General features: G+C 60.8%; 17 protein-coding genes and 1 pseudogene. 6 read left to right on the top strand and 12 right to left on the bottom strand.

The genetic code is table 11. The annotated features are described in order from the left end of the window. The first annotated feature begins 61 nt into the window (after positions 1 to 61). Complete coding sequence (tsaD, locus tag RTE01_RS18840) at positions 62 to 1,075, top strand: tRNA (adenosine(37)-N6)-threonylcarbamoyltransferase complex transferase subunit TsaD (RefSeq protein WP_041147301.1); 1,014 nt, start codon at positions 62 to 64, stop codon at positions 1,073 to 1,075. A gap of 57 nt (positions 1,076 to 1,132) precedes the next feature. On the opposite strand, the gene RTE01_RS18835 is transcribed toward tsaD, so the two are convergent. From RTE01_RS18835 to RTE01_RS18800, 8 genes are all read right to left on the bottom strand, one after another. Beyond that, complete coding sequence (locus tag RTE01_RS18835) at positions 1,133 to 2,740, bottom strand: purine-cytosine permease family protein (protein ID WP_134527823.1); 1,608 nt, start codon at positions 2,738 to 2,740, stop codon at positions 1,133 to 1,135. Positions 2,741 to 2,891: 151 nt separating this feature from the next. Beyond that, positions 2,892 to 3,509 (bottom strand): urease accessory protein UreG, encoded by a 618-nt coding sequence (gene ureG / locus RTE01_RS18830; RefSeq protein ID WP_041147299.1) that lies wholly within the window; start codon positions 3,507 to 3,509, stop codon positions 2,892 to 2,894. 8 nt (positions 3,510 to 3,517) lie between these two features. Then, positions 3,518 to 4,192 (bottom strand): urease accessory protein UreF, encoded by a 675-nt coding sequence (locus RTE01_RS18825; protein ID WP_134527819.1) that lies wholly within the window; start codon positions 4,190 to 4,192, stop codon positions 3,518 to 3,520. After that, positions 4,193 to 4,687 carry an urease accessory protein UreE gene (gene ureE / locus RTE01_RS18820; protein WP_041147297.1) on the bottom strand — a complete coding sequence of 165 codons (495 nt, stop codon included), beginning with the start codon at positions 4,685 to 4,687 and terminating at the stop codon, positions 4,193 to 4,195. Between the two features lie 9 nt (positions 4,688 to 4,696). Then, complete coding sequence (gene ureC, locus RTE01_RS18815) at positions 4,697 to 6,400, bottom strand: urease subunit alpha (RefSeq protein ID WP_041147296.1); 1,704 nt, start codon at positions 6,398 to 6,400, stop codon at positions 4,697 to 4,699. Next, on the bottom strand, positions 6,393 to 6,713 hold the full coding sequence (locus RTE01_RS18810; RefSeq protein WP_041147295.1) for an urease subunit beta: 321 nt from the start codon (positions 6,711 to 6,713) through the stop codon (positions 6,393 to 6,395). Before RTE01_RS18810 ends, ureC begins: the two co-directional genes overlap by 8 nt. A 9-nt stretch (positions 6,714 to 6,722) precedes the next feature. Continuing rightward, positions 6,723 to 7,025, bottom strand: a complete 303-nt coding sequence (locus tag RTE01_RS18805; RefSeq protein ID WP_041147294.1) for an urease subunit gamma — start codon at positions 7,023 to 7,025, stop codon at positions 6,723 to 6,725. A 9-nt stretch (positions 7,026 to 7,034) separates the two neighbouring features. Next, positions 7,035 to 7,859, bottom strand: coding sequence for an urease accessory protein UreD (locus RTE01_RS18800; protein WP_134527811.1), 825 nt, complete (start codon positions 7,857 to 7,859; stop codon positions 7,035 to 7,037). Between RTE01_RS18800 and RTE01_RS26450 the strand changes: the two are divergent. Then, positions 7,849 to 7,932: pseudogene (locus RTE01_RS26450) on the top strand (short-chain dehydrogenase); the annotation flags it as partial. The gene RTE01_RS18800 and the pseudogene RTE01_RS26450 overlap by 11 nt on opposite strands. A gap of 151 nt (positions 7,933 to 8,083) precedes the next feature. On the opposite strand, the gene RTE01_RS18795 reads toward RTE01_RS26450, so the two are convergent. Beyond that, positions 8,084 to 9,553, bottom strand: a complete 1,470-nt coding sequence (locus RTE01_RS18795; protein WP_134527808.1) for an MFS transporter — start codon at positions 9,551 to 9,553, stop codon at positions 8,084 to 8,086. Between the two features lie 210 nt (positions 9,554 to 9,763). Then, a complete protein-coding gene (gene plsY / locus RTE01_RS18790) occupies positions 9,764 to 10,384 on the bottom strand; it encodes a glycerol-3-phosphate 1-O-acyltransferase PlsY (RefSeq protein ID WP_041147754.1) in 621 nt (206 codons plus the stop codon). A 230-nt stretch (positions 10,385 to 10,614) separates the two neighbouring features. Here plsY and folB point away from each other — a divergent pair, with 230 nt between their 5' ends. Further along, entirely contained in the window at positions 10,615 to 10,998 is a 384-nt protein-coding gene (gene folB / locus RTE01_RS18785) for a bifunctional dihydroneopterin aldolase/7,8-dihydroneopterin epimerase (RefSeq protein WP_041147291.1), read from the top strand. A 208-nt stretch (positions 10,999 to 11,206) separates the two neighbouring features. Continuing rightward, on the top strand, positions 11,207 to 12,028 hold the full coding sequence (bacA, locus tag RTE01_RS18780) for an undecaprenyl-diphosphate phosphatase (protein WP_041147290.1): 822 nt from the start codon (positions 11,207 to 11,209) through the stop codon (positions 12,026 to 12,028). A gap of 11 nt (positions 12,029 to 12,039) precedes the next feature. Here bacA and RTE01_RS18775 read toward each other — a convergent pair whose 3' ends face one another. Then, a complete protein-coding gene (locus tag RTE01_RS18775; RefSeq protein ID WP_041147289.1) occupies positions 12,040 to 13,281 on the bottom strand; it encodes a multifunctional CCA addition/repair protein in 1,242 nt (413 codons plus the stop codon). A gap of 61 nt (positions 13,282 to 13,342) precedes the next feature. Beyond that, complete coding sequence (locus RTE01_RS18770; RefSeq protein WP_041147288.1) at positions 13,343 to 13,963, bottom strand: TIGR04211 family SH3 domain-containing protein; 621 nt, start codon at positions 13,961 to 13,963, stop codon at positions 13,343 to 13,345. 214 nt (positions 13,964 to 14,177) lie between these two features. Between RTE01_RS18770 and RTE01_RS18765 the strand changes: the two genes are divergently transcribed. Together RTE01_RS18765 and glnE are read left to right on the top strand one after the other, a co-directional pair. Then, on the top strand, positions 14,178 to 15,476 hold the full coding sequence (locus RTE01_RS18765; RefSeq protein ID WP_134527805.1) for a CYTH domain-containing protein: 1,299 nt from the start codon (positions 14,178 to 14,180) through the stop codon (positions 15,474 to 15,476). A 21-nt stretch (positions 15,477 to 15,497) separates the two neighbouring features. Further along, complete coding sequence (gene glnE / locus RTE01_RS18760; RefSeq protein ID WP_166793792.1) at positions 15,498 to 18,335, top strand: bifunctional [glutamate--ammonia ligase]-adenylyl-L-tyrosine phosphorylase/[glutamate--ammonia-ligase] adenylyltransferase; 2,838 nt, start codon at positions 15,498 to 15,500, stop codon at positions 18,333 to 18,335. The last annotated feature ends 11 nt before the right edge of the window (positions 18,336 to 18,346 follow it).

The raw sequence follows: 18,346 nt of genomic DNA, 5'->3' as shown, positions 1-18,346 counted from the left end.
GGTATACATCAACCCGCATTGGTCCTAAACTGCGCGGTATTAGAGCGAGGTAAAACAAGACATGCGTGTACTGGGTATTGAAACATCCTGCGATGAAACCGGCATCGCCATTTACGACGATAAGCAAGGCCTGCTGGCCAACCAATTGTATAGTCAGGTGAAACTTCACGCTGACTACGGCGGCGTGGTGCCTGAGCTGGCTTCGCGCGATCACGTGCGTAAAACGGTACCGCTGATCCAGGCGGCGCTGAAAGAGGCCGGACTGACGGCGAAAGATATCGATGCGGTTGCCTACACCGCCGGGCCGGGGCTGGTCGGCGCGCTGCTGGTTGGCGCCACGGTGGGCCGTTCGCTGGCGTTCGCCTGGAACGTCCCGGCAATCCCGGTACACCATATGGAAGGGCATCTGCTGGCGCCGATGCTGGAAGATAATCCGCCGGACTATCCTTTTGTGGCGCTGCTGGTTTCCGGCGGCCATACCCAGCTGATTAGCGTGACCGGCATTGGCCAGTATGAGCTGCTGGGCGAATCGATAGACGATGCGGCAGGGGAAGCGTTTGATAAGACCGCCAAGCTGCTGGGCCTCGATTATCCCGGCGGCCCGATGCTCTCTAAAATGGCCGCCCAGGGCAGCGAAGGCCGTTTTGTCTTCCCGCGGCCGATGACCGATCGCCCGGGGCTGGATTTTAGCTTCTCTGGCCTGAAGACCTTTGCCGCCAACACCATTCGTAATAATGAGAATGACGACCAGACCCGGGCGGACATTGCGCGGGCGTTTGAAGATGCGGTGGTGGATACGCTGATGATTAAGTGCCGTCGGGCGCTGGATCAGACCGGCTTTAAGCGGCTGGTGATGGCGGGCGGCGTGAGCGCCAACCGCACGCTGCGCGCGAAGCTGGCCGAGATGATGCAAAAGCGCGGCGGGGAAGTGTTTTACGCCCGCCCCGAGTTCTGTACCGACAACGGCGCGATGATCGCCTATGCCGGAATGGTGCGCCTGCGGACCGGCGCGAAGCCTGACCTCGGCGTCACCGTGCGCCCGCGCTGGCCGCTCGCCGAGCTGCCGGCGGCCTGATCCTGCTCACAGGCCGACCTCGCGTCGGCCTGACTTTTTGCACTCTACTTTTCTTCGCTATTCCATACTCTTACACAGCGAGCAAATGGCCCCCTGATGTTTTGCCGAGTGCATCACGTCCGGACGCTCGTACTCTTCCCGGCAGGTCATGCAGCGATACACGGTGGTGGAGGCGTTCCCCTGCGCGTCATAGCGCGGTTCGGCAATGCCATCATCGTGCTGTTTGATGTAGTAGCGCCCGCGGGTCAGAATGCCCATCAGCGGCGTCATCACCAGCGCTATAACCAGCGCAATCAGCGGCGAGAACGGGGCGAGGGTGGCGCCGAGCAGGCCGAAGAACGCGCAGATAGAGAGCCCGGCGGCGAGAGCAAAGGAAACCACCCCCACCGGGTTAACGTTATAGATCATTCCCCGACGATACTCCGGCTGGGCCGGCGCCAGCTTCAGCAGGCCCTTATTGACGGTAATATCGGTCGCCACCACCACGACCCAGGCAATGGCGAAGTTGGAGTAAAAGCCGAGGATCCACGACAGGGCGCTGAACATATCGCCCTCCATCAGCGCCAGCGCAATGGCGAGGTTGACGACAACAAAGACGATCCGCCCAGGATAGCTGCGGGTGGTGCGCGTCCAGGCGCTGGTCCAGGCCAGCGAGCCGGAGTAGGCGTTGGTGACGTTAATTTTAATCTGCGAGATAACCACCAGCACCACGGCCAGGGTCAGTGCCAGCCAGCCGGGCACCATGTTATCAAAGACGCTGACGAACTGCTGAACCGGCTCGGTGTTATGTACCGCCGGGAAGCGGGTCAGCAGGTAGAAGCCGAGGAAGGCGCCAATAATCTGCTTGATCGCCCCCAGCACCACCCAGCCCGGACCGGCGGAAAAGACCGCCAGCCACCAGCTCCTGCTGTTCTCTGCCGTTTTCGGCGGCATAAAGCGCAGATAGTCAATCTGCTCGCCGATCTGCATGATCAGCGACAGGCACACCCCGGCGCCCAGCATGATGGCGGTTAAATCCACGCGCGAGGCGTCGTTCTTGCCGGCAAAGTTCATAAAGCCATCCACCAGCTGCGGGTCTTTGGCGATAAGCCAGGCCACCGGCACGACCATCAGCACCAGCCACAGCGGCGTGGTCCAGACCTGCAGACGGGTCAGGGCCTTCATGCCGTAAACGACCAGCGGCAGCACCATCAGGGTGGCGATGAGGTAGCCCATCCACAGCGGGATCCCGAGGCCAACCAGCAGCCCCTGCGCCATAATCGAGCCCTCAAGGGCGAAGAAGATAAAGGTAAATCCGGCAAAAATGATGCTGGTAATGACCGAACCAAAATAGCCGAATCCGGCGCTGCGGGTGATTAAATCGAGGTCGATGTTATAGCGAGCGGCGGTGATCGCCAGCGGAATACCGGTCAGGAAAATCACCAGCGCGGCCAGCAGAATCGAGTAAATGGCGTTGGTGGTGCCCCACGCCATGCCGATGCTGGCGCCGATAGAAAAGTCGGCCAGGTAGGCTATGCCGCCCAGCGCGGTGACGGCGACGACGCCTGGCCCCCAGCGGCGAAAGCTCAGCGGAGCGTAGCGCAGGGTGTAATCTTCTAATGTTTCACGGGAGCCGGCGGTGCCGGTTTGCGCAGGTAGCTCAGTTTTTATATCCAGTGACGACATAGTCATTCCTTAATGGTCAGGTATGACTGTAATTAGCAAACCTTATGCCACTTCGTAGAGCAGGCGCCGCAGGGGCCGCGGGGGAGGGGAGGATAAAAAGAGGGCGTCGAATGCACCATCCGGGCGCGGGCGCGTCCGGATGGTGCACGGCCTAGCGGCGCAGCATGCCTTTGTCTTCGAGGAAGTCAATGATGCTCTGCAGGCCGTCGCCGCTTTTCAGGTTAGTAAAGGCCCACGGACGCTCGCCGCGCATCCGCATGGTGTCGCGCTCCATCACTTCCAGCGAGGCGCCCACATACGGTGCAAGGTCGGTTTTGTTGATCACCAGGAAGTCCGATTTGGTGATCCCCGGGCCGCCTTTACGCGGGATTTTCTCCCCTTCCGCCACGTCGATAACGTAGATGGTCAGATCGGCCAGCTCGGGGCTAAAGGTTGCGCTAAGGTTATCGCCGCCGCTTTCGACGAAGATAAGCTCAAGGTTACCGAATTTTTCGCTCAGCGCTTCCACCGCCGCCAGGTTCATCGACGCGTCTTCGCGGATGGCGGTATGCGGACAGCCGCCGGTTTCGACGCCGACGATCCGTTCCGGCTCCAGCGCGCCGGCTTCGGTGAGGATGCGCTGATCTTCTTTGGTATAGATATCGTTGGTGACGACGGCCAGCTGATACGTATTACGCATGGCTTTACACAGCGCTTCCAGCAGCGCGGTTTTCCCGGAGCCGACCGGGCCGCCGACGCCCACGCGCAGCGGATGTTTGTAGTTGTTCATGCTTTCTCCTAAGAACGGAATAGTCGGGAATACTGCGTTTCATGTCGGGCGGAGGCGATGGCGGTCAGCGGCGTGGAGGAGCCGATCGCCTCGTCCGGGGCGGCAAGCGCGCTGGCCATATCCGCCGCATAGCGATCGCACAGGCGGATGATCAGCTGCTGCGCCGCCTGTTGCCCAAAGGGCACCAGCTTAACGCCGGCCATCACCGCGCCCTCAATCCAGCTGTAGCCGAGGCTCAGCGCCAGGTCGGGGAGGCTAATTTGCCAGCGCACGCCAAGCCAGGCCATGCCGGCCAGCTGGCTTTGCTGGCACAGCGTCCGCCACTCTTTGGGACACTCCGGCTGCCAGTCGGCAAGCAGTCGGGTGAACGCCGCCCCGCGATTACGCTCCTCTTCGCGCAGCTCGCGGGTTTCTCTGCAGGCGAGCAGGTACGCCGCCCAGCGCTGAGCCTCGGCCAGGTTGTTAGCTTCGCAGGCGCGATAGAGGCGGGCGAACAGCGGCAGATCGACGGTAAAAAAGCTCTGCTCCATCTGCTGCAGCTGCCAGCGCTCGAAGGCCGGAGTATCGGCCACCCAGCCCGCTTCTACCGCCCACTCCAGCCCCTGCGACCAGCTATAGCCGCCGACCGGCAGGTTGCTGCTGGCCAGCTGCATCAGCCGCAGGCGTTTTTCCGGTGACGGCATTTAGTGACCGTGCCCGTGATGGTGGTCGTGGCCGCTATCGTGATGATGACCGTGGGCGTGCCCGTGGCTCTCGCTGGCGTAGGCGCCGGCTTCCGGTTCGAACGGCAGGTGGGCGAAGCTCACCTGCAGGCCGAACTGGCGCAGCATATCGTCCAGCACGTGGTCGTGGTGGTAGCGCAGCTCGCCGGGCATAATCTGCAGCGGAACGTGGCGGTTGCCGAGGTGATAGCAGGCTTTCGCCAGCGTAAACGGATCCTCGCAGCGCACGACGGAGACGCCCTCATCGGCGGCAACGACCGCGACGAACTCGCTGCCCTCTTCATTGCTCAGCACGTCACCGCCCCGCAGCAGCAGGCCGCGCGGCAGCAGCAGGCCCGCTTCGCGCCCGTCGTTAAGGGTGACTTTGATTCGGCTTTTTACCCGCACATCAATCGGCAGCGTGACGCTGGCCGTTGCCTGCACCGGCGCATCCACGCGTTGGGTCAGATACAGCATCCGGACTCCTTAAAACAGAAAGTAACGTTGCGCCATCGGCAGCACTTCTGCCGGTTCGCTGGTGATTAGCTCCCCGTCAATACGCACCTCATAGGTTTGCGCATCAACGGTAATATTGGGCTGCAGGCCGTTATGGATCATGTCGGCCTTCTGCAGCGTTCGACAACCCTTCACCGTGGCCGTGGCGCTGTGCAGATTGAGGCGCTGCGCCACGCCGCTCTCTACCGCCGCCTGCGACAGGAAGGTCAGCCGGCAGTGATGGCGGGCGCTGCCCAGCGCTCCGAACATCGGCCGATAGTGCACCGGCTGCGGGGTGGGAATCGAAGCGTTAATATCGCCCATTGGCGCGATGGCAATCATCCCGCCCTTCACCACGCACGCCGGCTTCACGCCGAAGAACGCCGGGGACCACAGCACCAGGTCCGCCATCTTGCCGGCCTCAATCGAGCCGACCTCGTGGGCGATACCGTGGGTCAGCGCCGGGTTTATGGTGTATTTCGCGATATAGCGCTTAACGCGAAAGTTATCGTTGTCGCCGCGCTCTTCCGCCAGCGGACCGCGCTGGACCTTCATGCGGTGGGCGACCTGCCAGGTGCGCAGCACCACCTCGCCGACGCGGCCCATGGCCTGCGAATCGGAAGAGGTCAGCGAGAAGGCGCCGATATCGTGCAGGACGTCCTCGGCGGCGATGGTCTCGCGGCGAATGCGCGATTCGGCAAACGCCACGTCCTCCGCGATGTCCGGGTCGAGGTGATGGCAAACCATCAGCATATCGAGATGCTCATCGATGGTATTGACGGTGTAGGGCAACGTCGGGTTAGTCGAAGAGGGCAGAATATTGGGGTGCGCGCAGGCGGTAATAATATCCGGCGCGTGGCCGCCGCCGGCACCTTCGGTATGGAAGGTGTGGATGGTGCGACCGCCAATTGCCGCCAGGGTATCTTCGACAAAGCCGGACTCGTTGAGGGTATCGCTGTGCAGCGCGACCTGAACGTCCATCTCATCGGCGACGGTCAGCGCACAGTTGATAGCCGCGGGCGTCGCGCCCCAGTCTTCGTGGATTTTCAGGCCAATCACGCCAGCCGCCACCTGCTCACGCAGCGCGTCAGGGTTGGAGCCGTTGCCTTTACCCAGCAGGCCGATGTTAACCGGCAGGCTATCCGCCGCCTGCAGCATCCGCGAGATATACCACGGCCCGGGCGTGCAGGTGGTGGCGTGGGTGCCCGCCGCCGGCCCGGTGCCGCCGCCGACCATGGTGGTGACGCCGGAGACCAGCGCCTCTTCCGCCTGCTGCGGGCAGATCCAGTGGATATGCGTATCGACGCCGCCGGCGGTGACTATCTTACCTTCGGCGGCAATGATTTCCGTCGCCGCGCCGATAGGGATGGTGACGTCAGGCTGGATATCCGGGTTGCCCGCTTTGCCAACGGCGAAGATGCGCCCCTCTTTGACGCCGATATCCGCTTTCACGATCCCCCAGTGATCGACGATCAGCGCGTTGGTCAGCACCAGATCGACGCACTCCGCTGAGAGCATTTGCCCCTGGCCCATGCCGTCGCGAATCACCTTTCCGCCGCCGAACTTCACCTCTTCGCCGTAGGTGGTGAGATCGTCCTCGACCTCTATCCACAGCTCGGTATCCGCGAGGCGAACCTTATCGCCGGTGGTGGGGCCAAACATATCGGCATAGGCCTGGCGTGAAATATTACTCATCGGTTGCCTCCAGTTTTCCCATCACCGCCCCGCGAAAGCCGTACACCGCGCGGGAGCCGGCAACGGCAACCAGCTCTACTTCACGCTTTTGCCCGGGTTCAAAACGGACCGCGGTACCGGCGGCGATATTCAGGCGATAGCCCGTCGCCTGCTCGCGGTCGAACTTCAGCGCCGGATTCACTTCTGCGAAGTGATAGTGCGATCCCACCTGAATAGGCCGGTCGCCGTGGTTTTCAACGATTATGCTGCGGGTCATGCGGCCAACGTTAAGGGCTATCTGGCCGGGCTTCACTTGGTACTCACCTGGGATCATCGCGACACCTCAGATTATCGGATTGTGGACGGTGACCAGCTTCGAGCCGTCCGGGAAGGTGGCTTCGACCTGGATATCGGGGATCATTTCGGGCACGCCCTCCATCACCTGACTGCGGCTCAGGACGTGGCGGCCCTCTTCCATCAGCGCCGCCACGCTATTGCCGTCGCGGGCGCCCTCCATAATAAAGGCGCTAATTAACGCCACCGCTTCCGGGTAGTTCAGCTTCAGCCCGCGGGCCAGGCGGCGCTCCGCCACCAGCGCGGCGGTAAACAGCAGCAGCTTATCTTTCTCTCTGGGGGTCAGTTCCATAGCGTTCTCTTAGGTCAGCCAGATTCGGGGAGGAACCGGGGGTTTCCCGGTCAGATGCGGGCGCATAAACTGCCAGATATCGCGCATCGCCCGCTGGCACAGCAAATTATCATCACTTAAAAATCGGACCGTCAGCAGGCCGTCGGTGAGGCTGGCGCCGGCGTAGGTAGCAAGCGCGGTGAGCCGTTCGCGCACGCCGTCGAGCAGGGTCTCGTTGGCCGGATAGAACAGCAGCGTTCCTATCCACGGCCGCTGGGCAATGCAGGCCAGCTGGCCGTCGGCGAGACGCAGGCGTTCTACCAGCAGCGGCGTCTCATCAACCCACACCTCCAGCCGATTCGCGAGGGTGCCGTGGCTAAAGGTTTCGCCCATCACCGGGCGGCCGAGGCACAGCAGATCCCAGGCTAAAAGCGTGCTGGTGGCGCGAAGATGGAAGGTGGTCTGCAGATTAGCTCGCGCGCCGGGGAAAAAAATGGCGTCCTGCGGCAGCCATTCAAGAATAGCGTGCGGCGCGACGGTGAAGCACTGGTGCAGATGCGCCTGCGCGCCGCTGCTGCGGTAAAACTTGCTGGCGCCGGGCATGGTCATCAGCGCGTGGCTGCCGTCGTCGAGGGCGGCGGTAATCGTCAGCTCGTCGCCGCCAACGATGCCGCCCGGCGGATGCAATAAATAGAGGTGGCAGGTTTCTTCTTCGGGATAAAAAGGGCGCTGGACGGTTAACGGGCCAACGTGACGGGAAGAGGTCAGGACCGTTTTATCGCCGATAGATTGAAAGCGGAGATCCAGCGTAGCCTGCCAGCCTTTTTTTGTCTGTGGTAACACGGTGCTGTGCAATGTTGCGCCCCTGCAAACTCAAGAAAAAACAGCAGCGATGAGTATTGATCGGCCGCAAAGCATCCCGATCATATGAAAAGCTTATGCTTATTATCCCCGTAAACCGCCGCCGGCTGCGGATAGGGTCCATCCCTGGACCTTCCCCCGCAGGCGGGATCGCTACATGTTGAACGGTTGAGGGGCGGTGGGTAAAAGGCGCTCAGCGCGAGCGCCCGGCGGTAACGCTATTTATCCTGATAATCCTCGGCGTCGATATCGTAGCCCGACGGTTCCCAGCGGATGGCCAACAGCGACAGCAGGCCAATGAGCGGCGCCGCGGCGATAACCCAAAAGACGCGCGTATCCAGCGCCGCAACCAGCAGCGGGAAGAGGAACAGCGACAGCGTTGAGCTGCTGCGCATCAGGGTTTGGTTGAGGCCGACGCCAACGCCGCGCAGCGATGTCGGGTAGCTCAGCGAGGCAAAAGTCATGGTATGCGCGCCGGGGCCAAAGCCCTGGCCGAAGAGGAACAGCGCCAGCATGGCCACCGCGACGATCCCTTCGGCGGCCCCTTCCGGGCGGCCAATCAGCGCCAGCCCCAGCAGCGCCGCCAGCTGGCAGCCGTATCCCGCCAGCGACATTTTCCACGCCCCAAGGCGCGGCACCAGCCGTACCGCCAGCAGCCCGCCGACGAAGGCGAAGAGCAGGTTCAGGACCAGCGAGATCAGGATCGTGGTTAGCATCGACTGCACGAAGAAGCTGGAGATAATCACCGGCAGGCCAAAGGCGACGGCGTTATAGGCGAATGACGAGACCACCGAGAGCAGCGTCGCCAGGGTCGTACGCCGCAGGTAAACCCCCTGGAACAGGCGTAAATAGTTGCTCCACTGCGCTTTTTTCACCACCGGCGCCGGTTTATCCAGCGCGTCCTGCGCCACGTGGGCGTTGATGTTGTACGCCTGGCGCAGAATCGAGGCCGCTTCACGCAGGTTGCCCTGATTGGCGGCCCAAACCGGCGACTCGCTCATGTAGCGGCTGCGAATGGCGATAATCACCAGCGCGGGGATTGCGCCGAAGCCGAGGATCAGCCGCCACAGCCAGTCGCTGTGGCTTTCCGGCAGCGCGGCGTAGAAAAACAGCACCAGCAGGTACGAAACGCTGATGGCGGCGTACCAGGTCGGGCACCACATGGCGACGCTGGCGGCTTTGTTGCCCGGCCCTTTGAGTTTAGAGAATTCGCTCAGGAAGGCCATCGCCACCGGCAGGTCGATACCCACTCCGAGCCCCATGACAAACCGGGCGCCGGTGAGGACGTATTCGTTGGGCGCCAGCGCGCAGGCGATTGCGGCAACCACGAAGAACAGCATATCCGCCATAAAGACGCGGTAGCGGCCGATTTTATCCGTCAGATAGCCGCCCAGCAGCGCGCCGACGATGGCGCCGAAGGTGATGGCCGAGGCCACCATGCCGGTGCCGGCGGGCGTCAGGTTGAATTCACGGGTAATGTCCTTCAGGCCAAAGGCCAGGGAGCCAAGATCGTAGGCATCGAGAAAAATGCCGCCCAGCGCGATGCCCATGACGATGCGCGCGTTGTTGCGCCCGCTGCTGCCCTCGTTAATCAGGCGCGAAACGTCCGCCGCGCCGCGTATCCATTTAACTTCCCCGTCGGGTGACCCTGCCGCTGCAATCGGCGCCGAATTGATTACGTCTGTCATATTATTGTTCTGTTGTGTCTTATCAGGAGATTCAGAGTAAACATCGCCGGGCGGGCGAATAAATCATTTTTGGTTATAAGACATAACTAAGTGATTGTTACGAAAGGTTTATCTTTGAAGCGGCGGCGCGGAGGAATGATTGGCTGTCAGGCCGGGGAATCAAAAGATATTGTCGGGGAAAATCGTGCCCGGCGGCGCCGGGCGCGGCGGTTATTTCTGCTGCGGCTTTTTCCTGTTCTTCTTCAGCCGGGCCCAGATTTTGGTCTCCTGGCGACGCCACAGGCGCTGGATGTTGTCGTGATGGCGCAGGAGGATCAGGCAGGAGAGCATCGATACCGGAAAGGTGTACTGCGGCTTGAACCACCAGACGTAGAATGGCGCAATAAGCGCGCTGACGATGGCGCCGAGCGAAGAGTAGCCGCTGAGCAGAATGGTCAGTAGCCAGGTTCCGGCCATGACGCCGGTTAAATCCCAGCCGATGGGGGCAATGGCGCCGAAGGCGGTCGCCACGCCCTTGCCGCCGCGAAAATTAAAGAACACCGGCCAGATATGACCAATGCAGGCGGCGATCGCCACCAGGCCCAGCCAGAAAGGGGTCAGACCGAGTGCCCATGCGCCCCAGACCGGCAGCATGCCTTTGAGCACGTCGAAAATAAGCACCGTTACGGCCGCTCCCTTGCCGCCAATTCGCAGGACGTTGGTCGCTCCGGGGTTGCCTGAGCCGCTATCGCGAGGGTCGGGCAGGCCGGCGAGGCGGCAAACCAGAATGGCGCTGGAAATTGAGCCGCAGAGGTAGGCAAGGATAACGAGTCCAGGCGCGATTGCACTCATCAGCTGTTCCATTTTGAAAGTGTCGTTTTATCCCCGTCATCCTTGGCGCGGCCGGTGCGTTGGCTCTCCTCGCGCGCCCGGATACATAGTGATGCTATGCTCCCGGAAGCTCGCTGCGCCGCCGCCTTCCTGCAACGCAAATTATTTAGGGGATGTCTTTGCATCTGTGGATAATACGCATAATTCGCCGGAAGTGGTATCCGGTTTAGCCAAAAAGCAGGCAGGTCGTGATGGATATTGTATTTATAGAGCAACTTTCGGTAATCACCACTATCGGTGTTTATGACTGGGAACAAACCATCGAACAGAAGCTGGTGTTCGATATCGAAATGGCGTGGGATAACCGTAAAGCGGCGTCCAGCGATGATGTGAGCGATTGCCTTAGCTATGCCGATATTAGCGAGCTGGTTATCAACCACGTTGAGGGGGGGCGCTTTGCGCTGGTAGAGCGCGTCGCCGAAGAGATTGCCGATCTGCTGCTGGCAAAATTTTCCTCGCCGTGGGTGCGGATTAAAGTCAGCAAGCCGGGAGCGATTGCCCGCGCGGCCAACGTCGGCGTCATCATTGAGCGTGGCCTTAATCTGAAACAAAACTTTTCAGGTCATATTGATTAAACAATTTGGGCTTATACAGGTCTTAGTGCCGGCCATCAGGTTATTTATTTGCCATCTTCTCCTCGAACGGGGCTCGAATTCCTCACGTACTCCGTGTACGCTCCGGAATTGACGCGCTGTCCGAGGCCAAACTGGCTGCCCCAATGACGCCTGATGGCATGGCTCGTAGTGCCTGGTTTTTTCATTTTACTTTTAAAGGGTTTATGGGATGAGCGATATACACTCGCTGCTGGTGGCGGCAATATTGGGTGTGGTTGAAGGTTTGACAGAGTTTTTACCTGTTTCCAGTACCGGTCATATGATTATTGTTGGCCATTTACTGGGGTTTGAAGGTGATACTGCAAATACATTTGAGGTGGTCATTCAGTTAGGTTCAATTCTTGCCGTTGTCGTGATGTTCTGGCGTCGTTTGTTTGGCCTGATCGGTATTCATTTCGGTAAACCACCTGTGCATGAAGGGCAGGGCAGCGGTCGCTTATCGCTTATCCATATTCTGCTGGGGATGATCCCGGCGGTGGTGCTGGGCCTGATATTCCACGATACCATTAAGTCGCTGTTCAACCCGATAAACGTGATGTACGCGCTGATTGTCGGCGGCGTGCTGCTGATTGCCGCTGAGGTGCTGAAGCCGAAGGAGCCGCGCGCGGTAGCCGTTGACGATATGACCTATCGTCAGGCGTTCGTGATTGGCTGCTTCCAGTGCCTGGCGCTGTGGCCGGGCTTTTCTCGCTCCGGCGCGACGATTTCCGGCGGTATGCTGATGGGCGTGAGCCGCTATGCGGCCTCTGAGTTCTCGTTCCTGCTGGCAGTACCGATGATGATGGGCGCCACCGTGCTGGACGTTTATAAAAGCATCGGCTTCCTGAACGCCAGCGATATTCCGATGTTTGCCGTCGGCTTTATTATGGCGTTTATCGTGGCGCTGATTGCGATTAAAACCTTCCTGCAGCTGATTAAACGTATTTCGTTTATTCCGTTCGCAATCTACCGCTTTATCGTGGCGGCAGTTGTTTACGTGGTCTTCTTCTAAGACCCTGGCCCTCAGTCTTTTGGCTGAGGGCAGCGTTCTTCCTTCCACTGCGCGATCGCCAGAATACGCCGACGCGTCAGCTCCTCGCGAATCTCCGGCCCTTTAAACCCTTGTGCTACCACCTCTTTCGTCGATACCGACTGAGCGACATGCCACGCTTCAAGTAGCAGGCGCCCCTGCGGATAGTCGCAGGCCTCGAAGCCGGTTCGGCCGCGGACGTCGGCTTCGCTGGTGAGGGCAATTTTCTCCACCCGCTGCGGCTTGCGCCAGGCGTCGATGCTGTCGAACAGCTTGACCAGGGTTTTGGGCTGTAGAATCGGCAGGGTATGAATCAGATCGTGAAATTCGGCGACCAGCTTCGCCAGGTCGCGGATCTCATTCGGGACGCGCAGGCGGGCGCAAAGCTGCTCGACCAGCTTGACGCCGGCCAGCCCGTGGCCGTGATGACGTGGCCAGAGCTCTTTTGGCGTCAGCCCTTTGCCCAGATCGTGACACAGGGTCGCGAAACGCACGTCGATTTCCGGCGACAGCATGGCCGCCATGCTCAGGGTCATCAGGGTATGCAGGCCGGTGTCGATTTCCGGGTGCCATTTGGCCGGTGCGGGGACGCCGTACAGCGCCTCGATTTCCGGGAACAGCACGCCGAGCGCGCGGCAGTCGCGCAGGGTCTGGAAAAAGACCTGCGGATTGCGGGTGCCCAGCGCGCTCTCGGTCTCTTTCCATACCCGCTCCGGCGTCAGGTGCGCCAGCTCGCCGGCATCGGCCATCGCGCGCATCAGCGCCATGGTGTCATCCGCAATGCGGAACCCGAGATGGGCGTAGCGGGCGGCAAAGCGCGCGACGCGCAAAACGCGCAGCGGATCTTCGCTAAAGGCCGGTGAAACGTGGCGCAGCAGGCGCTGGCGCAGATCGGACTGGCCGCCGTAGGGGTCGATAATCTGGCCGTCTGAGTCCTGGGCCAGGGCGTTAACCGTCAGGTCGCGGCGGAGCAAATCCTGTTCGAGGGTGACGTCGGGCGCGGCGTAGCAGGTGAAGCCGGTGTAGCCGGCGCCTGACTTACGCTCGGTTCGCGCCAGGGCGTACTCTTCCCGGCTTTGCGGGTGCAGGAACACGGGAAAATCGCGGCCTACCTGCTGGTAGCCCGCGTCAAGCAGCTCTGAGGGCGCGGCACCCACCACCACCCAATCTCTGTCTTTGACCGGTAGTCCGAGTAATGCATCCCGGACGGCACCGCCGACCAAATAAATCTTCACGCCTGCTTCTCCCGTATCCACTTTGCGCTGGATGATACGTAAGTCTGGCAGAGAAGACGAATTAGTTCATCCACCGATCTTTACGCTTGCGGCTCGGGATCAGGTGCGGCAGCACCAGACCAAGCAGCAGGCCGACGCCCAGCACGCCGCCGCCGTACATAAACCACTGCATAATGATGGTGCGCTGCTTATCATCAAGCTGCAGATTAGCGGCATTGACCTTTTTCTGCGCGACAACCAGCTCATTTTTCAGCTTCTGGTTCTCATCTTTCAGGGCGTTAATGGCGTTATCGCTCCCGGCGACCTTTTTCTGCATGTCTGCAGTGCGCTGGTTCCAGGTGGTGTCGATGTTATTAAGCTTATCGGTCAGGGTCTTAACCTGATTTTCGAGATCCGGTACGCGGGTGCGCAGGCTGGGCTCGTTGCTCAGCTCTTTTAGCGGGATCCAGGCGGTACGGCCGTTGCCGTCGCGGATCTGGGCGTAGTTGGTGCTGTCGTTGGTCTGCAGCAGAGAGACCTGCTCCCCGGCATTAATGGTTCCCTGGAGGCGATAATTATCGCCAGGACCGGTGCGGACCCAGGTGTTCAGTTCATCAGAAACATAGCGTTTTTCTTCTGCATGAACCGCCGTAGCGGCGCTAAGCGCCAGCAAAGTTATCGTAATCAGGCGTAATTTAGGCATCAGGTCATCGTTTGGTCATAAAAAGTTGAACGATAGTAGTGGCATCACCATAGCGACGCAAAGTTTTCCGCCACAATCGGAAACATCCAGGAGGTGGCCCGGCAAATTGCGCATTGCATGGCGATTCGCCGCAAAATATTATCTACTGACAAGAAATATCGGCGTTAGTTCGCCGTATTTTCCCTGCAGAGCACAGAAGCGGAAGAATTCAGTTATGGCGCAAGAAATCGAATTAAAATTTATCGTCTCCGACAGCGGTGTGGAAACACTGCGTCAGCACCTTAATACGCTCAATGCGCAGCATACGCCCGCAGGACAGCTGCTCAATATTTATTATGAAACGGCGGATAACTGGCTGCGTCGTCACGATATGGGGCTGCGTATTCGCGGCGATCGCGGTCGTTACGAAATGACGCTGAAAATTGCCGGACGAGTGGTGGGTGGGCTGCATCAGCGCCCGGAGTACAACATCCCGCTGGAGAAACCGGAGCTGGCCCTGAGCCTGCTGCCGGCGGAAGTCTGGCCGCAGGGCGAACTGCCTGCCGAGCTGGAGAACAGCGTACAGCCGCTCTTCAGCACTGATTTTGAACGTGAAAAATGGGTGGTCAGCGAAGGCGATAGCCAGATTGAGATCGCCCTCGATCGCGGCGAGGTAAAGGCCGGTGAGCATCAGGAAGCGATTTGTGAACTGGAGCTGGAGCTGTTGTCCGGCAATACCGCCGATCTCCTGGCCCTCGCCCGTGGTCTGCTGGATACCGGCGGGCTGCGTCAGGGAAGCCTGAGCAAGGCGGCGCGAGGCTACCATCTGGCCCAGGGCAACGGCGAACGGCCGCCGATCGCGCTGGATATCCTGCCGGCCATCGCGAAGGCCAGCGTCGAGCAGGGAATGGAGGCGGCGCTGGAAAATGCCCTGGCACACTGGCTCTATCATGATGAAGTCTTGAGCCGCGGCAACCCGGCGGCAAAAGGCGAAATTCTGCGCGCGATTGCCCGCCTGCGCCATACGCTGGCGCTGTTTGGCGGCATCGTACCGCGTAAAGCCAGCGCGGCGCTGCGCGAGCAGCTGAGCGCAGCGGAAGCGGCGCTGTCAGAGGCCGAAAATGCGCAGGCGGCGCTGTTCAGCATTGCCGCAGTGAGAGCGAAGCTGATGCTGACGGAATGGCTGGTAAGCCGCGGCTGGCGCGAGTTCCTCAACGAGAATGGGCAGAAGAAAATTGCCGGTTCTTTTAAACGCTTTGCCGATATTCAGCTTTCGCGGGCGGCGGCAGAATTAAAAAATACCTTCCTGCAGTCGCTGGGCGACGAATATGAAGGTCAGCTTCCGCGGCTGGCGCGCGAAATCGACACTGTTCAGCTGTTAGCCGGCGCTTACGCCGAGGCCGCATCGCCGTGGCTGGAAAACTGGAAAGAGCTTCGCCGGGCCGTTGAGCATCGGGACAGCAGCGTCATTGAATATTTCCGTCGCCAGGCGCTGGCCGCGGAACCGTTCTGGCTGCATAGTGGAAAACGATAATTTCAGGCCAGGGAGACCCCTATAATGCCGCTTTCTTCGCAGTTACAGCAGCACTGGCAGACGGTTGTAGACCGACTACCAGCGGATTTTCCATTATCCACGTTAAGTCCGCAGGCGCAGTCGGTTATGGCGTTCAGCGATTTTGTCGAGCAGAGCCTGATCGCCCAGCCGCAGTGGCTGGCTGAGCTGGAGAGCTCGCCGCCGGAAGCGGATGAGTGGCGTCACTATGCCGACTGGCTGCAGGCGGCGCTGGCGGAGGTGAATGACGAAGCGGCGCTGATGCGCGAGCTGCGCCTGTTCCGCCGCCGGATTATGGTGCGCATCGCCTGGGCGCAGGCGCTGTCGCTGGTCAGCGAAGAGAGTAGTTTGCAGCAGCTTAGCGCGCTGGCGGAGACGCTGATTGTCGCCGCCAGGGACTGGCTATATGCCGCCTGCTGCCGGGAGTGGGGAACGCCCTGCAGCGCCGAAGGCAAGCCGCAGCCGCTGCTGATCCTCGGGATGGGTAAACTCGGCGGAGGAGAGCTCAACTTCTCTTCCGATATCGACCTGATTTTTGCCTGGCCGGAGCACGGCGCAACCCGCGGCGGGCGCCGCGAGCTGGATAACGCCCAGTTCTTTACCCGCCTCGGCCAGCGTTTAATTAAGGCCCTCGATCAGGCCACCCAGGACGGCTTTGTCTACCGCGTCGATATGCGCCTGCGCCCGTTTGGCGACAGCGGCCCGCTGGTGCTGAGCTTCGCCGCGCTGGAGGATTACTACCAGGAGCAGGGGCGAGACTGGGAGCGCTATGCGATGGTTAAGGCGCGGATCATGGGCGATAACGAAGGCATCTATGCCAGCGAGCTGCGCGCCATGCTGCGGCCGTTCGTCTTCCGCCGCTACATTGACTTCAGCGTGATCCAGTCGCTGCGTAATATGAAAGGGATGATTGCCCGCGAGGTTCGCCGCCGCGGGCTGAAGGACAATATCAAGCTCGGCGCCGGCGGGATCCGCGAAATTGAATTTATCGTCCAGGTATTTCAGCTGATCCGCGGCGGCCGCGAGCCTGCGCTGCAGCTGCGGGCGCTGCTGCCAACCCTGGCGGCTATCGAGGAGCTGCATCTGCTGACGGAAGGCGATGCTTCCCGGCTGCGCGAGGCCTACCTGTTTTTACGTCGTCTCGAAAACCTGCTGCAAAGCATCAACGATGAGCAGACGCAAACTCTGCCGCAGGATGAGCTCAACCGCGCTCGCCTGGCGTGGGGAATGCACGTTGCCGACTGGGCGACGCTCAGCGCGCAGCTGGAAGAGAAAATGGCCAGCGTCAGGCGGGTATTCAACGATCTGATTGGCGATGACGAAGCGCAGTCGCCGGATGAACAGCTTGCCGAGTACTGGCGCGAGCTGTGGCAGGACGCGCTGGAGGAGGATGACACCAGCCCGGCGCTGGCGCACCTCGATGATACCGATCGGCGCAGCGTGCTGGCGCTGATCGCCGATTTCCGCAAAGAGCTCGACAGGCGCACCATTGGCCCGCGCGGGCGGCAGGTGCTGGATCAGCTGATGCCGCATCTGCTCAGCGAAGTGTGCTCGCGCGCGGATGCGCCAGTGCCGCTGGCGCGCATTACGCCGCTGCTGACCGGCATCGTGACCCGCACGACCTATCTTGAGCTGCTCAGCGAATACCCCGGCGCGCTCAAGCACCTGATCTCCCTGTGCGCCGCCTCGCCGATGGTCGCCAGCCAGCTGGCGCGCCACCCGCTGCTGCTGGACGAACTGCTGGACCCCAATACGCTCTATCAGCCGACGGCGACCGACGCCTATCGCGATGAGCTGCGCCAGTATTTACTGCGCGTACCGGAAGAGGACGAAGAGCAGCAGCTGGAGGCGCTGCGCCAGTTCAAGCAGGCGCAGCTGCTGCATATTGCCGCCGCGGATATCGCCGGCACGCTGCCGGTGATGAGAGTGAGCGATCACTTAACCTGGCTGGCCGAGGCGATGATCGATGCGGTGGTCCAGCAGGCGTGGATGCAGATGGTGGCGCGCTATGGCCAGCCGACGCACCTGCGCGACCGTCAGGGGCGCGGCTTTGCCGTCGTCGGCTACGGCAAGCTGGGCGGCTGGGAGCTGGGCTACAGCTCCGATTTGGATCTGGTATTCCTCCATGATTGCCCGCAGGAGGCCATGACCGACGGCGAACGCGAGATTGACGGCCGCCAGTTCTATCTGCGGCTGGCGCAGCGCATTATGCATCTCTTCAGCACCCGCACCTCTTCAGGGATCCTCTATGAAGTGGATGCCCGCCTGCGTCCGTCGGGCGCTGCGGGCATGCTGGTCACCACCACCGATTCCTTCGCCGACTATCAGCAAAATGAAGCCTGGACCTGGGAACATCAGGCGCTGGTCCGCGCGCGGGTGGTCTACGGCGATCCCGAGCTGCAGACCCGGTTTGATGAGATCCGCCGCGCGATCCTTACCCGCCAGCGCGAGGGGGCGACTTTGCAGACCGAGGTGCGGGAAATGCGCGAAAAAATGCGCGCCCATCTTGGCAATAAGCAGCGCGATCGCTTTGATATTAAAGCCGATGCCGGCGGGATCACCGATATTGAATTTATCACCCAGTATCTGGTCTTACGCTATGCCCACGACAAGCCGAAGCTGACGCGCTGGTCCGATAACGTGCGCATTCTGGAGCTGCTGGCACAGAACGACATTATGGATGAAGAAGAGGCCCGGGCGTTGACCCATGCCTACACCACGCTGCGCGATGCGCTGCACCATCTGGCGCTGCAGGAGCTGCCGGGCAACGTCGCGCCGGAGGCCTTTGCTCGTGAACGTGAGCAGGTTAGCGCCAGCTGGCAGAAGTGGTTGATGGCTTAACTAAAAAACCG

Source organism: Klebsiella terrigena (assembly GCF_006539725.1).
Lineage (GTDB): Bacteria > Pseudomonadota > Gammaproteobacteria > Enterobacterales > Enterobacteriaceae > Klebsiella > Klebsiella terrigena.
Note: the sequence above shows the minus strand (reverse complement) of the source record. Positions and strands in the feature narration are given on the sequence as shown.